General features: G+C 41.0%; 13 protein-coding genes. 5 read left to right on the forward strand and 8 right to left on the reverse strand.

Annotated features, from left to right (window positions below; genetic code table 11):
* Nucleotides 1–165: 165 nt before the first annotated feature.
* The 3 genes from MTO98_RS27975 to ligA form a co-directional block, all read right to left on the reverse strand.
* Entirely contained in the window at nt 166–2616 is a 2451-nt protein-coding gene (locus MTO98_RS27975; protein WP_243482264.1) for a DUF5686 and carboxypeptidase regulatory-like domain-containing protein, read from the reverse strand.
* A gap of 84 nt (nt 2617–2700) precedes the next feature.
* A complete protein-coding gene (locus MTO98_RS27980; protein ID WP_243482265.1) occupies nt 2701–2931 on the reverse strand; it encodes a hypothetical protein in 231 nt (76 codons plus the stop codon).
* Nucleotides 2932–3060: 129 nt separating this feature from the next.
* Nucleotides 3061–5073, reverse strand: a complete 2013-nt coding sequence (gene ligA, locus MTO98_RS27985) for an NAD-dependent DNA ligase LigA (RefSeq protein WP_243482266.1) — start codon at nt 5071–5073, stop codon at nt 3061–3063.
* Between the two features lie 287 nt (nt 5074–5360).
* On the opposite strand from ligA, the gene MTO98_RS27990 reads away from it, so the two are divergent.
* Nucleotides 5361–5957, forward strand: coding sequence for a TNT domain-containing protein (locus MTO98_RS27990; RefSeq protein ID WP_243482267.1), 597 nt, complete (start codon nt 5361–5363; stop codon nt 5955–5957).
* Nucleotides 5958–5976: 19 nt separating this feature from the next.
* Nucleotides 5977–6330 carry a hypothetical protein gene (locus tag MTO98_RS27995; RefSeq protein WP_243482268.1) on the forward strand — a complete coding sequence of 118 codons (354 nt, stop codon included), beginning with the start codon at nt 5977–5979 and terminating at the stop codon, nt 6328–6330.
* Between the two features lie 50 nt (nt 6331–6380).
* Here the strand turns inward: MTO98_RS27995 and MTO98_RS28000 are convergent, their stop codons facing one another.
* The gene (locus tag MTO98_RS28000; RefSeq protein WP_243482269.1) at nt 6381–7298 is read right to left on the reverse strand and encodes a DUF6263 family protein; all 918 of its coding nucleotides are present in this window, start codon (nt 7296–7298) and stop codon (nt 6381–6383) included.
* A 151-nt stretch (nt 7299–7449) separates the two neighbouring features.
* On the opposite strand from MTO98_RS28000, the gene MTO98_RS28005 reads away from it, so the two are divergent.
* Nucleotides 7450–7692 (forward strand): hypothetical protein, encoded by a 243-nt coding sequence (locus MTO98_RS28005; RefSeq protein ID WP_243482270.1) that lies wholly within the window; start codon nt 7450–7452, stop codon nt 7690–7692.
* 84 nt (nt 7693–7776) lie between these two features.
* Here the strand turns inward: MTO98_RS28005 and MTO98_RS28010 are convergent, their stop codons facing one another.
* Nucleotides 7777–9558 (reverse strand): DUF885 domain-containing protein, encoded by a 1782-nt coding sequence (locus MTO98_RS28010; RefSeq protein WP_243482271.1) that lies wholly within the window; start codon nt 9556–9558, stop codon nt 7777–7779.
* Between the two features lie 101 nt (nt 9559–9659).
* Here MTO98_RS28010 and MTO98_RS28015 point away from each other — a divergent pair, with 101 nt between their 5' ends.
* Nucleotides 9660–10130: a DinB family protein gene (locus MTO98_RS28015; protein WP_243482272.1), complete on the forward strand. Its 471-nt coding sequence runs from the start codon at nt 9660–9662 to the stop codon at nt 10128–10130.
* Between the two features lie 128 nt (nt 10131–10258).
* Here MTO98_RS28015 and MTO98_RS28020 read toward each other — a convergent pair whose 3' ends face one another.
* A complete protein-coding gene (locus MTO98_RS28020) occupies nt 10259–11569 on the reverse strand; it encodes an alpha/beta fold hydrolase (protein WP_243482273.1) in 1311 nt (436 codons plus the stop codon).
* Between the two features lie 286 nt (nt 11570–11855).
* Between MTO98_RS28020 and MTO98_RS28025 the strand changes: the two genes are divergently transcribed.
* On the forward strand, nt 11856–14300 hold the full coding sequence (locus MTO98_RS28025; protein ID WP_243482274.1) for an outer membrane beta-barrel protein: 2445 nt from the start codon (nt 11856–11858) through the stop codon (nt 14298–14300).
* On the opposite strand, the gene MTO98_RS28030 is transcribed toward MTO98_RS28025, so the two are convergent.
* Entirely contained in the window at nt 14297–14524 is a 228-nt protein-coding gene (locus tag MTO98_RS28030) for a KTSC domain-containing protein (RefSeq protein ID WP_243482275.1), read from the reverse strand. The genes MTO98_RS28025 and MTO98_RS28030 overlap by 4 nt on opposite strands.
* A 44-nt stretch (nt 14525–14568) precedes the next feature.
* The gene (locus MTO98_RS28035; RefSeq protein ID WP_243482276.1) at nt 14569–14952 is read right to left on the reverse strand and encodes a DUF1634 domain-containing protein; all 384 of its coding nucleotides are present in this window, start codon (nt 14950–14952) and stop codon (nt 14569–14571) included.
* Nucleotides 14953–14991 lie beyond the last annotated feature (39 nt).

A 14991-nucleotide genomic window follows, 5' to 3' on the forward strand; every position in this document is an offset into this window, starting at 1 on the left:
CCACGTCATTGCGAGGAGGAACGACGAAGCAATCGCGAACTATACAGGGCGAATTTGCAAAGCCCCTCTGCCTATTGGGGATTGCTTCGTTCCTCGCAATGACGGATCGGATATGATGGCAAACACTTACTTACCTAATCCAACCCAATCAACCACTCACCTACACTAAAGACTTATCCCCAGCCTCAATGCCGATTTTGCCTCAGTGCCCCCGTTATAGGATACACCATACATAACCCTGATATTGAGGTATTGCAAACCGAAACCCAGTTCTGTGTAGTTTTTAAGCGTAGGCGTATACAGGTAATTTACATCAATGATCTCCTGTAATTTAAACTTGCGGATAAGCGGGATTTTGTTGGTAATAAACCCGGAAAAATTGTGCTCAAAATGCCCTTCTATGTATTTATCAGGGGTGCTGAAATCGTAGTAATCCAACAGCAGGAAGCGGTTTAGCCTTGGTTTGTATGAAAGCACCTCGTTACCTGCAAAGTGGAAATAATCGGGAAAGAATACACTTTTGGCATTCAGGAACTTACCTGCCCCTATAAAGAATGAACTGCTGCCATAAAAGCCCATACTGATATCGGCCTTAGAAATATCAGCACTGATTTTATCATAATTAACATCTGATCCCAATACATTGTTGATCCCTTTGGTATAATTTACGCTGATGGTTGGGTATTTAGATGGCAAATAACGCCTGCCCGATGGATAGGTTTCATACTTATTGCTGAAATCATAACTGGCCTGCAGGTTTACCGTGAGCGACTGGTTTTCGGGAAATAACAGGGTATTATGATCTGGATCCAGCGGATTATTTGAGGTAAATTGATGGGCATGCGGATCAAAAACACTGAATGAGGCAGTGTTTAGCAGGGCTTTACGGTTAGCCCATTCAACCGAAGCGCTGCCGCGTAAGCCACCGGTTATCCTGCCCGAAAGCGATGCTGATGCAAATTGCTTTTGGTATAATTTCTTAAAGTTTTGCTGCGAAAGCAGGCTGTGAACCGTATTTACAAAGGCCGACATTGGTGCCTGATCATTCAAATCAACTATATCCGATCCTCCGCTCAGCCCCAGCGTAAACCGTTCCAATAATGGGATGGCAGCACCTGCCGAAGCATTGAACAATTGGTTGGAAAAACCATACCGAACCTTTCCGTTCAACCTAAGGTAACGGTTATTGACAGTATCCACCAGTTTACTATATGATGCGCCATAATCAATAGCCAAACCTTCAACCGTGTTGTAAAGCAGGGAGCCAATAATAGGGTCGTAATGAAAATATTCTTTTTTATAGCGGTTGCGTGTATTAATGCCCGTGAAGAGCAGGTTTACCGGTTTAAATTTATTATTGGCTTTGTCAAGCGAATCGAGGTACTCTTTCGATTCCCGTTTTTTTGCCAATTTATCTTTATTGGTATAGTCGGTAACCTCTTCGGCAGTAAGCGGGATTGGCCTTGCCTGGTTCCAGTAGGCGGTATCCTTGCTGATACCTTTGGTGATCCGGAGTACTTCGTTAAAATCAGCTTTGTTTACAGCAGGATCAAGGTTGTAGTTTTTATAGATCGAGATAAAATATCCGCCCAGTTTAAAGCCGAACAAACCACCGGTAAATTCAAATTTAACAGATGATGTCATCCATACCTTTTCGCTAACCGGGAAAAACTGCTGATTAATTTTAAGGGTATCAACAAAATTAATATTGGCCTTTTTGGTGATAAAAAGCTGTAAGCCATAAATACGCCAGCTATCATCCAGGATATAGATATAACCCTCAAAACACGGATCATGCGCCCGTTTAGGAATCACCTCGATTTTGTTGATGGTTTCACCGTTTTCAACCGAGGTACCTACGTACCTGTAGTTATAATAAAACAGTGCATTATCAGCTACCGGTGATACCAGCGGGCGGTTGCTCATGCCCTGCCAGGTTTCATAGTTTTGGTAAAAGTTAACCGCCATATCCGAAGCCCGGTTGAAACTAAAAGCCCTGTTACGGCCGGATACTTTTGACGATACCTGCTCTTCATGCACCTGATCGGGCCTGATAAAACTATATTTCGACTCCGACTCAGAAAGGTAAACTATCCCACGGCGGTTTGAATCAAGCCCGGCTTCGTTAGTAGCTTTTTGCACATCGAACCCCATAAAAGTTTTAGGGGCAGCCAGCAGTTTTTGCAAGCCTTTAATGTAGATATCGCAGGTATAAGCCTTTACCTCGTTGAGATAGGTTTTGCGCTTTTTGATAGCCTTGCGCATGATGGCATAAGCCGGGTCTTCACCTCCGGCATGAACAGTTACATCCTTAAGCTGGTAAGTTTCGGTTTGCAGACTGATGTTTATTACCTGGTTGGCAGCAAGGTTAACAATTTTGCTTTGTTGTGCGTAACCAACCGCCTTATATTGAATTTCCTGCCGGCCTCCATTTAAACGCAGCAGGTACGTCCCTTCACTGTTGGCAGATACTCCTGTAGTGGTATTTTTTATGAATACTGATGCGAAAGGAACCGGCTTACCTTCTTCATTGGTTATTTTACCGCTGATGCTGAATTGCTGGGCATATGAGGATAGACCAAGTAGTAAAAATAACGCAATTAAGACTGGCTTCATTTAGCAGATGTTTACTGCTAAGATGAAACTTATTAATTGATTGTTACACCGCTAAATTGTTAAATAATGTAAAAAGGCACCCTATTAGGATGCCTTTTTCTTTGAAGTATCTTTATTACCAAGAGGCGGATGCGTCTTGTTTTTAATGTTCCAGTCGTTGATGTCAACTAACCCCGGTTTTGTTTGATAATGTGATTTGCTTTTAGGGCACCTCACAACAAACTTCCCTTTAACCTGCTCAATAACAGGCCGTTCCCCACATTCCTTACACGGCTCACAAAAAATATTTGCTTGTATCGGTATAAATTTTTCCATAGTAAATTATTCGAACATAGTACGTTTAATTAATTATGGGGGCCCTTTGGGTGATACAAAGTAACTAATTTTTGAGCTGAAAAAATAAAAACTTTGTCCCAATGGATGAAATAAACAAACCGGGAATGTTTATTTTAAAAGTTCCATTAATTCCTCATCGCTAATGATCGGGATGCTCAGTTTATTGGCTTTTTCCAGTTTTGCAGGGCCCATATTATCGCCGGCCACCAGGTAATTAAGCTTAGCCGAGATGCTGCTCAATATCTTCCCGCCGTTTTGTTCAATGATATCCTTAAGCTCATCGCGCGAGAATTTCTCGAACGTGCCCGAGATGATAAAATTCATTCCGGTAAGCTTTTCACTGGCCAGTACAACTTCTTTTTCTTCGGCAATAAATTGCAGGCCCTGTTCCCTTAGTTTTTGTATTTCCAGGCGGTGGATATCGCCTGCAAAATACTCGGTTATGCTTTGGGCTATTCTTTCGCCTATTTCCTCGGCAGCAGTCAATTCTTCAACTGAGGCCGCCATCAGTTTATCTATCGATTTAAAATAGAAAGCCAGCTTACGGGCAACAGTTTCACCCACATAGCGGATCCCTAAACCAAACAGCACTTTTTCAAAAGGCATCTTTTTAGAGGCCTCAATACCATCCAGCATATTATTAATAGATTTTTCGCCAAAACGCCCCATCTGTTTCAACTCCGCAGCATGGGTGTGCAGCTCATAGATATCGCTGATATGACTGATGAAACTTTTACTGTACAGGGTCTCGATAGTTTCATCTCCCAAGCCATCAATATTCATAGCCTTGCGACCAATGAAGTGTTGCATTTTGCCAACAATCTGCGGCGGACAGCCTTCATCATTAGGGCAATAAAACGCGGCTTCGCCTTCCTTGCGTTCAAGCGGTGTATCGCAGGCAGGGCAGGTAGTACGGTAAATAACTGGCACGGCATCAGCCTTGCGTTTTTCGGGGTTTACACTAATGATCTTGGGAATGATTTCGCCGCCCTTTTCAACAAAAACAGTATCGCCCTCATGCAAATCCAGGCGAATGATCTCATTGGCATTATGCAGCGTTGCACGTTTAACCGTGGTACCGGCAAGCAATACAGGTTTTAAATTGGCAACCGGGGTAACCGCACCAGTACGGCCAACCTGGTAACTTACCTCAAGCAGCTCCGTCTCCACCCTTTCGGCCTTAAATTTATAGGAGATAGCCCAGCGCGGCGATTTGGCGGTAAAGCCAAGTTCCTGCTGTTGTGAATAATTGTTTACTTTAATAACAATGCCATCAATATCGTAGCTCAGGTTAAAACGCTCCTTATCCCATTTATTAATAAACTCCAGCACACAATTAATATCCGGGCAAAGCTCGCTGTGTTCATTAGTATGAAATCCCCAGGTTTTTACAGTCTGCAGGCTCTCCCAATGGGTTTTAAATAATGGTTTTTCGGTGTACAGGAAGTAAAGGAAACAATCAAGCGGGCGCTTGGCTACCTCGGCCGAATCCTGCATTTTCACTGTGCCCGAAGCAAAGTTACGCGGATTGGCATAAGGCACTTCGCCATTTTCAATACGTTCATTATTCAGCCTGTCAAAAGCTTTGCGGTGCATAAATACTTCGCCGCGAATATCAAAATATCCGGGATACCCTTCACCATGTAAGCGTTTAGGTATAGTGTGGATAGTTTTAATATTGGTGGTTACCTCATCGCCCTGTACCCCATCGCCACGGGTAACACCGCGTACAAGTTTGCCATCCTCATAGGTAAGGCTCATGCTCAAACCATCAAATTTCAGCTCGCATACATATTCAAAGTTATCGCCGATAGCCTTGCGGATGCGCTGGTCAAAATCAAGCAGTTCCTGTTCATTATAGGTATTACCTAATGATAGCATCGGCCAGCGGTGCCTAACCGTTACAAACTCCTTGGTAATATCTCCGCCCACCTTTTGCGTTGGCGAATCGGGATCGGCAAATTCCGGGTATTCCTTTTCAAGCTTATTAAGCTGTTCCAGTTTTTTATCAAAATCAAAATCAGAAATGGTTGGCATAGCCAGCACATAGTAGTTGTAATTGTGCTGTTTAAGTTCGGCCGTTAATGCCTCTATTTGTTTTTTTGCTTCAGCTGATGACATAGCTACGAAGGTAATAATTTCCTTTATTCCATTTTTTTACTGAGGTAAATACCAGGAAAATCGTTTCCAAAATAATTCAACGTGTTTGAAAAAACCGCAGTAAGAAACTGTGACACGAATTATTTTTCACACTTATCATAATTAATGTTAAAGTTTTTCATCATAAGCAATAACATTGGCTTAAGGTTATATGATATTGTATATAATATGAATAAAATAAATATGATAAATCTCTTTATTAACAGCATTACACATAGTAGATTTATCAGACCAAAAACTACATCAAAATGAAAACCTTAAAATTGCTGATCCTTTCCGTATGCCTGATGCCTTTCCTGGCAACAGCGCAAACTAAACCACACCATGCTGCAAAAGCGCACCACCTGCCGGTACGTGGAGTTACTTATGAAGATTTTAAAAGCTCCGTAGCCGATTTTGCCGACAGCACCAAAAAGCCGCTTGCTGATTCGGCCTGGCTGTTCTTTAAAACAGAGAAATGGGACGCCCTCGAAAAGTTCTTTACCAGAAACAACCTTAACGGAGGCTGGCCGCCAAACCGCGGCGCTGTAAACCTGATCATTGTTACCCTTAAAAAAGGAGTGCTTATTGACCGTTATGGCGGTTATACAGATGATGCAGGTGCTTTTCAGGATAAGGGTACATTTGTATCTCCTAAAGGCGTACTTTTCCCGAAGAGAGCGTTGCCGGATAATACACTTACCAAGCCGTACAAAATTTATAAGATCCTGAAACCGATAGCTAAAGTTAGGGAAGGAAAGATAATCCCATGGTTTGGTAAACCGGGCTTAGGTATCCAGTATGAAGTACCAGCCACTGTTAATGACCTTAAAACTGGCGGTTATATTGAAGAAGTAAAACAATAAAAAACGATACTATTAAAATATGATCACAAAATATGAAGTAACAAAATCATTATTATTTGATGGCGACGAAGAAGAGGCTGTACACAAATCTTTTAGCCTGCCTGCCGGGAATATAAAGTTCAGTGATTTTGCCAATAACAATTTTGAAGATCTGCGAAAGATACTCACACCCGATGATTTTAGTGTTATTGTGAAAACAGCCGGGTTTGACACCGACGGAGGTTTCCTTAACGTATACCGGAGCAGCGAGAGACTCAGACTTTATTATGCAAAAAAAGACGATGCGATAATAGTTTTTGCTTATGGCGAATTTCAGCCAACGAGATATAAGCTCTACCTTGAAGGCGTTTGGATCTACAATCCCGGGAAATAAAAAATCCCTGCCGGCCGGCAGGGATTTTTTGTTATATCTTACTTTTTAAATTAATGATCTGTGGTGGAGGTTTCGCTGATAACACTCATAGGGAAAGTTACACCTCCGGGAACCTGCGGGCTATCCTTTATGTCTACCGTGCCATCAATATTTTGCTTAACCGCCGAAGTTGAGATCCAGCCGGTAGTTTTGTCGACGACAACATCAGATACCATAGTACCTTTCAAATTGTATTTCATTGGCAGGCTTCCAACTGTTTTGTAACCGGCAGTGTTATCGGTTTCGATAGTTGCGGTTCCATGAATTACAAAGCTTTTAGGCGTTACATCTATCAGCTGGTATACCGAAACCATTTTTGCGTTCATAGCCCCCAGAAGGTCATTCTTTATTGTCCATTTATCGTTTTTTGCCACAACGGTTTCCGGCAAAACGGACATACCCATTTCAAGATTGCTTTTAAGGGCCCCGGAGCCAAATGATTGGCTTAACTGGGCTTTTAATTGCTCCTTTTTTTCGGGCGGAACCTCCTTAAAGCCATCTATCATGGATGTGATCATATTTTCGGCGTTTTCAATTGATCTGATCCGGCCGCTTTTGGTTAGTGTTGCAGTAAATGGCTTATTGGTTATACCAGCCATGATCTTCGCCATAACATTTGTTGAATCTTTACTATCAGAATTAAAGGCAACATTACCGTTAGGCAATTGCATTTTCATACCAACTTTGGTATAATTAACCTCCATATAATACAAAGAATCAATATTGAGCACCTTAAATGACATTTTACCTTCAATTGTCATATCAATACTATTAAGCTGCCCGTTTATGGTTTGCTTCACTACTGAATGGGCTACTGTTGATAAGTAATACGTATTTCCTTTAATCAAATTCAACGCGGGTTTTACCTTTTGAGCGTAACCTGCAAATGATACCATAACCAGCCAGCCGGCAAACAAAATCTTATTCATAGTATACAGTATGTGAGCGCTAAATATATTATAATATCGTTCGCAAAAAACTGAAAATTCCTAACAATTAATTAAAAACAATTTCGTTAACTTTATACTGCGCTCGACTCTTTATTTTTTAAACACCTATTTAGCGGAAAGAGAGGTTTTCATGTTACAGCAAATAGCATTTATGCCACAGCACCAGTTTCATGTGCTGATCAATTTTTCGGGAGAAGATGAACGTATTTTGGCCATTTTACCTAACGAAGCAGGAAACTTCCGCGTAGTTTACCAGGGTAAAACCATTGCCGAACTTAACTTAAGCAAGGGCTGTTGCACTTGTTATAAGGGTAAGCTAAAGAAAAACGTCATGGCTCAACTTGAGCATCAGATAAAAAACCACTACTCATAAGTTGTTAATAAAAAGATTTTGATAGTTTGTGGGAAATAAACTCATGGTTCATAGTCCATGAATTTATTTCCCATAAACCATCAATTAATTTCCGCTGCTTTTGGCCAGCATGGCTTCTCGTATAAACTTAACCGGGGCACTGCCGTAGCTTAAAAACTTCTCGTTAAATTCTTTCAGTTTATACTTATCGCCCATTTTTAATTTATAGGCATCCCTTAAATCAATTATTTCTTTATAGCCGGTATAGTAACTGGTTAGCTGAACGCTGGTTACACTAACACGTTTCCATTTGCCATCGGCTTCGGCCTGCTGCTGGAAAGCCTCGCGGGTTAACAACTTAATCGCTTCATCTTTAGTCATGTTACTATTGTGCACACTGTAATCCAAAATAGTATTACATACCGAGCGCAGGTTCCATTTATACCACATCAGCATCATTTCGGGCTCGTTATTGCCAAAGCCGTTTTCCAGCATCATTTGTTCGGTGTATACCGCCCAGCCTTCGGCCATGGCACCGTTACCAAAAACTGCTTTAATGATACTTGGTGCCTTATTTGAATATACGCCCTGCACGTAGTGCCCCGGCACAGCCTCATGAATACTCAGTATCTGTAAAATATAGTTATTGTATTCGCGCAAATAACTTTCGGCTTTTTCGCTGCTCCAGCCGGCCAGGCTGCCTACGTTATAATATGAGTTACCATTTTTATCATACGGGCCAGGACCGCTCATAGAAGCACCTGCAACGCCGGCCATATACCCCGGCTCTTTACGAATGATCAACGGCTTTGACGGATCAAGCGTTAACAGGTCTTTAGTTTTAACAAAGGCGTTAAGCTTAGGGATGATCTGCTCAATTGACGATTGAAAATCTTCCGGCTTAACATGCTTTGTTGATAGGGTATCTATCAGCCGGCTTATCATTTGCAAACTATCAGCGGGAGCGGCCTGTTTTCCAAAATATTTTGGCCAAAGCTGCTTGCTGATCTTACTCATTTCGCGGTGGATATATTTTTTACGTTCAACCGCAGCGTTATAAATTTTTTCGGCAGTATTGGTGGCTACTATTTCGTATTTAAATTTATCTTCATACAAATCCTTACCAAGCCTGAAACTTCTTGGATGATCGTTTTTAAGCGCCTTAAGCCAATCGGCATAGGCTTTAATGGCCACAACACTTTGGGCAGCCCTGTCGGTCATTAATTTTTGTTCGGCTTTGGGGATATTAGTTTTCTTGAGTGAATCGGCAAAGTCTTTTGCTATAACATCAAGACCACCAAGGTTTTGTTCAATAGCTAAACTGGTAAGTTCAACTACCGGGTTTTTGATCTGCTTTTGAGCATCTTTATAATACTGCGGAATAAACGACATACGCTGGTAAAAGTGGCGTAAGCGCTTAGGCAGCGGCTCATAATGCTCATTCAGGATATAAGCGAAGGTACCTATAACGTTATATGATGATGGGTCCCACTCATATTGTTTTAACTGGCGCACCTGCCATTGCAGGTATTCAAGCTGGTTTTGAAGAATTTTATAGTCTATTTTATTAGCCTCAGAAAGGGTATTTACCTCAAACCGGCTCAATGAATCAACCTGGTATTTGGCAAAAGTTACCAGTTTATCGCGGCTTTGCTCATTAGGGATCACCATCAGGCTATCATATTTGTGGTACCCCACAGATGTTGCCCAATCGGGGTTCAGTTTCCAGAAATTATCCAGAAACGTATTTTCATATTTAATAAAAGCCTCATCATCTTTACCCAATAACGGCCCCGTGCCGCTGCCCCCATCTTTTTTACAGCCAGTAAAGGCAACTATACATAAAACAACGATGAGTGCTAATTTTAAGAATATGTTTCTGATCACAACTGATGGATTTTTACAATGAACCATAAACTTAAAACATTTAAGCCAAATAAATCAAACCGGCGACGAATTTGTTACTTTAACAAACATTTGATTTACCTATGAATAACGAACACAAAGTTTTAATTAACGAGATCACACACCTGCTTCAAGGCGGTAATGCCCACGCCGATTTAAAAAAAGCGCTTGATGGCTTGCCGCCAAAGCTTCGCGGGGTTAAAGTTGATAAACTTCCCTACACCATATGGCAATTGGTTGAGCATATTCGTATTGCACAATGGGATATGCTTGAGTTTAGTAAAGACGGTAGCCATGAATCACCAAACTGGCCCGATGATTACTGGCCTAAAGAACTTGCTCCAAAAGATGACGAAGCCTGGAATGAGTGCATTAAACAGATTGATGATGATCTGAAAGCGTTGATTGAGCTGGTAAAAAGTGAGGATATTTATGAAAAAATTCCACATGGCGATGGCCAAACTATCCTTCGTGAAGCATTACAGGCGGCAGACCATAATGCTTATCATATAGCCGAGATCATCGTGATCAGGAGGTTATTGGGGGCGTGGTAGGATAAAACGGACACCTCCATCCGTCATTGCGAGGTACGAAGCAATCGCGAACTATACAGGGCGCACCTGCAAGTCGGGGATTGCTTCATACCTCGCAATGACGGGATTTTATAAGCATAAAAAGCAATTTACTTCGTTGTCTTCAGCACAAAATTAGTTATGGCTGTAACAAACTCCGGTTTAAGCGGCAAATCGGGTTCATTGTAAGTGGCTTTATTCTTTTCCTTATCTGCCGGGGCTTCTTTCAGCACATGGTTCATATTAGGAATAATATCAAGTATGGCATCTGATTTTGCTTTTTTAAGCTTTTCGGCATCACCAACGGTTACCTGCAAATCGGTTGTTCCCTGAATGATCAATATTGGTGCTTTTACCTTTCTGATCTCGCGCTGCGGGTTATACCTGAACCATGACATCAAGTATTTCTGAATACTTGGCCTGGCAATAAAGTAAAGCGCTGGGTCGATATTATCAGTTGTTTTACCCCGCTTCAAGCTATCCAGCATGCGGTTAAAGCCATCTGATATAAACGCGGGCTGCGATTTCATTTGTTCCGTCAGTATCTTATCTGCCGAATCACCTGCACCAGCTACTGATATAAAGCCTTTTATAGGTTCATCAAATGCAGCCATCATCCCTACTAATGAGCCTTCGCTGTGCCCAAGAATAATCACCTTCGAGAAACGCTCATCGGCAGTAAACGTGTTAAGCAAAGCAGCGGCATCTTCAACATAATCTTCAAACCTGATCTCGTTTTCTTTGATGGATGTAGTGCTTTGGCCAACCAAACGTTTATCATAACGTAAGGATGCGATACCTTTTTTGCCCAGCTCATTAGCTATCATCTTGTAAATATTGGCATGAAGGCCCAATTTAGGACTGTTGCCATCCCTATCCGTAGGACCCGAACCCGCAATGATCATAACCAACGGCACTTTTCCGCTTGCATCCTTAGGCATAGCCAACGTTCCTGATATTGAACCAAGCAAGGTTTTAACAGTTACAGGCGACTCTACCAAAGATGGATCGGTAGCTATGCTGGTACTTGCTGCCGGGCCTGCCGTAGTAGCAGGTGCTGTGTATGGAGTTAATGAAAGACCTGTAAATTTGTTATCGGCATTTAGCGACAGATTTAATAAAAAAACACTTTTTTGAAACGTAGCTTTATAATGTGCTATCGGGGTTTCATAACTTTCAAAATCAGCTTGTATTAACGAGCCCAACTGTGTTTTTAGCTGTACTGTGGTATTCTTGAAATCGGTTTTTGAAAGCGCTTTCATCATTTCCGGCCCAAACATGCTGTACACACTGTCCGGTTGGTTATTATTATATAACTGTTTAAATTTATTTAAAGCCGCGGCATAATTAGCCGGGGGCATTTGTGCAAACAATTTCCCTGCAAAACAGGTAATTAATATTAACAGGTAAAATCTTTTCATGTTATAATGGTCAATATACAGTGCGATGATGTGCTGGGCCGAAAATAAAGAAAAAATCAGGTTGTTTTGTTTATTTATACTATTACCTGCTTTTTGTAAACAATAATTAATTGCAGTGGTGCAAAACTTTTTATTAGTTACAACCATACTGATGTTGCAACATTGTTTTATATTATATCGTTAAAATATAAATACAATACATATAGTTTTATATATATTGTATTATATTGCGGTGCCTTTTTATATTTTTTTTTAAACTATAGCAAACTTCTACATTTACTAATTAATGAGGGTTTTAACAGCAGCCTTATTTTTTTCATTCCTGACAGGAATGTATTGTATTTCGTTTGCCCAAACAAAATCATCAATAATACAGGGTAAAGTTTTAACAGAAAATAATCAGCCGGCAGATGCGGCTACTGTTGTTCTGCTTTCGGCCCCCGACTCCGCTGTATTAAAATCAAACCTTGTAAATAAAAATGGTCAGTTTGAATTTATTGGGTTGCAGCCCAATAGCTATTTAGTGCTTATTAGTAAGGTAGGATACCTTAAAGTTTATGCAGGGCCCTATAAAGTAAGTGCCGGCCAAAAAATAATTACCAATGATATTGTTTTAAAACTATCAGATAACCAGCTGCAGGAAGTTAAAGTTGTAGCCCGGAAGCCCTATATAGAGGTTAAACCTGGTAAAATTGTATTAAGTATACAAAACAGCATCCTGGCCGAAGGCAATTCGGCATTTGATATCTTAAGACAATCGCCGGGGGTAAGGGTTAACAGTAACGAAACTTTAAGCATTAATGGCCGGCAAGCTGCGTTAATAACTATCGACGGCAAACCAACCAATCTTACCGGCGATGACCTTACCAGTTTGCTCCGCAGCATGCAAAGCAGCACAATTGACCAGGTTGAAATGATTAGCAGTCCATCGGCCAAATATGATGCATCAGGCGGCGGTATTATCAATATCATTCTAAAAAAAGGTAAAAACCTCGGAACCAACGGTACAATTACCGCCATGGCCGGTTATGGCAAATATTATAAAAGCACAGCAGGCATTGTTTTCAACAACCGCACCAGCAAGCTTAATGTTTTTGGTAATTACACCTATGATAATAATAAAGGCACACGCACCATCACAACTAACCGGAATATTATTTATAATGATATCCTGAGTAACTACGATGTTGATTATAACAACATCCAAAAAACGATCAATCACAATTTCAAGATCGGGGCCGATTATACGATCACTCCCAACCAAACAATAGGCTTTTTGGTAAGCGGCATTATCAGGGAAGATGATTTCGCAAAAAACAACGACCTGTACATCAGCAATCAAAACAAACTCGACTCAATAATCAGGGCCCGCTCAAACCTTGACAGGGGCAGTAGTTATTTAAGTTACAACATTAATTATAATGCGGTACTGGATAAAAAGGGAAGAAGCATTTCGGTAGATGGCAATTACTCTTCCTACAACCGTCATTCAAATGAGTTTATTACCAATAGCTTTTTTATTCCTTCGGGAGCAGCCTACCGCGACGACCTTGATTTAGAAAACCTTTCGCCATCAAACATTCATATCTGGACCTCAAAAGTCGACTTCGTAAATCCCCTGAGCAAAACTTCGCGATTAGAGGCTGGCATTAAGTATAATAACGCCAGCAGTAACAACAACCTCATTTTCGGGCCGAAAGTTAACAATTTATACCAGGCTGATGAAGATTTCAGCAACAGGTTCCTTTATACCGAAGCAGTAAGTGCAGGCTATATCAACTACGTTAATAAAATTGGCAAGTGGGACATTACTGCAGGTATCAGGGCCGAAAATACTCATGCAACCGGAAAATCATGGGGATTAAATGATGACATCCCGAGCGTAAACATAAATAACTATTTCAACCTTTTTCCGCAGGCACAAATAAGTTATGAAGCCGATAAAAAAAACATCATCGGCATTAGTTATAACCGGGGCATCCACAGGCCTCTTTATGAGGATATCAATCCATTTTTGTATTATACCGATCTGTACGATTACCGGGCAGGTAACCCGCAGCTAAGACCTGAATACACCAATACCATACAGGTGTCCAATACGTACGATCAAACTTTTTCTACAGAGTTATACTATACTGTAACCAATGATGCTTACGACTTTCCTATTTATTATCAAAATGATTCGAGTAAGGTTAATGTAACCTATCGCAAAAACTTTGGGCAGATCTTTGTTTACGGGGCTTCATTTTATGCACCTGTCCAATTCACCAAATGGTGGTCGGGCAGTTTTAACCTCGACGCTATTTACGTACGATACAAGGCTTATGCACAAAATGGCAACTTTAACAAAGGCAAACAGGATATCATTTTTGGCAGCACACAAAATTTCACCATAACAAGTACATTACTCGGCGAAATATCAGGCAGATATGAAACACCAACCATCTATGGTATCAATGAATTAAAGGCCAGCTATTCGGTAAATGCAGGCATGAGCAAACAAATATTAGATAAACGCGCTACCGTTAAATTAACACTCAACGATATATTTAATACAGACAGGGGGCGCAACCACGCCAGCTATCAAAACATCGATCTATCGGAGGTAAATAAGCGTGATACGCGCATTGTGAGGCTTAACTTTAGTTATCGATTTGGTAAAAGCACCATTAAATCGGCCAATAAACGCAATACGGGAAATGACGATGAACGCCGCAGGACAGGAAATTAATGATGTGCGAACCTAACTTTTAGCTCGGGGTATTTACCTTTTATCCGGGTAACAAAGAAATGCCCCAGCGAATCAGAGTTAATAAATTTTTTATAAGTAGACGACGGAAAACCAAAGTACTGCCACACACCGCCGTTTTCCCTAAATTCAAGTTCAAGGATTCGCGCGTCTGCATCGTAGCCAACGCTGCTTAAAGCCGCTGATTGTACTGTACGTCGTTGCATTTATTATATATACTATATTAAATGCAAAAAGGTTTTCAAAAATATTATCCTGCGTGCCCGCTTATCATACTCGCCAAAATAATAAGCAATACAAGTACCGTAATTGCTGTATACAGAAAATCCTTTTCCATAATAAAGCCAATAGCCGAAAACAGCACCCTGATAACCGGGGTGGCTATCAGTAAAATTACCCCGGCCTGTATAATTGCCCGGCCGCGTAAATTAAAAATGCCATGTATAATACCGCCAGGATTACTCACAAAATCGGGCACACCTACAAACTTACTGTAATCAACATGTGTTTGCCCATGCCGGTAGAGGTAAATAACGCCACCAATAAAAATAACACTCATTGATACCAGTACCCCTGCACGTAGTATCCAGCCTATAACGGCCTGCATATCGGTATCTTTAAATTTTTCAGTCATTCTCTTCAGTCATTAAGTCATTGAGTCATTTTTTATCGG

Origin of the sequence: Mucilaginibacter sp. SMC90 (genome assembly GCF_022811725.1) — a bacterium.
Taxonomy (GTDB): Bacteria; Bacteroidota; Bacteroidia; order Sphingobacteriales; family Sphingobacteriaceae; genus Mucilaginibacter.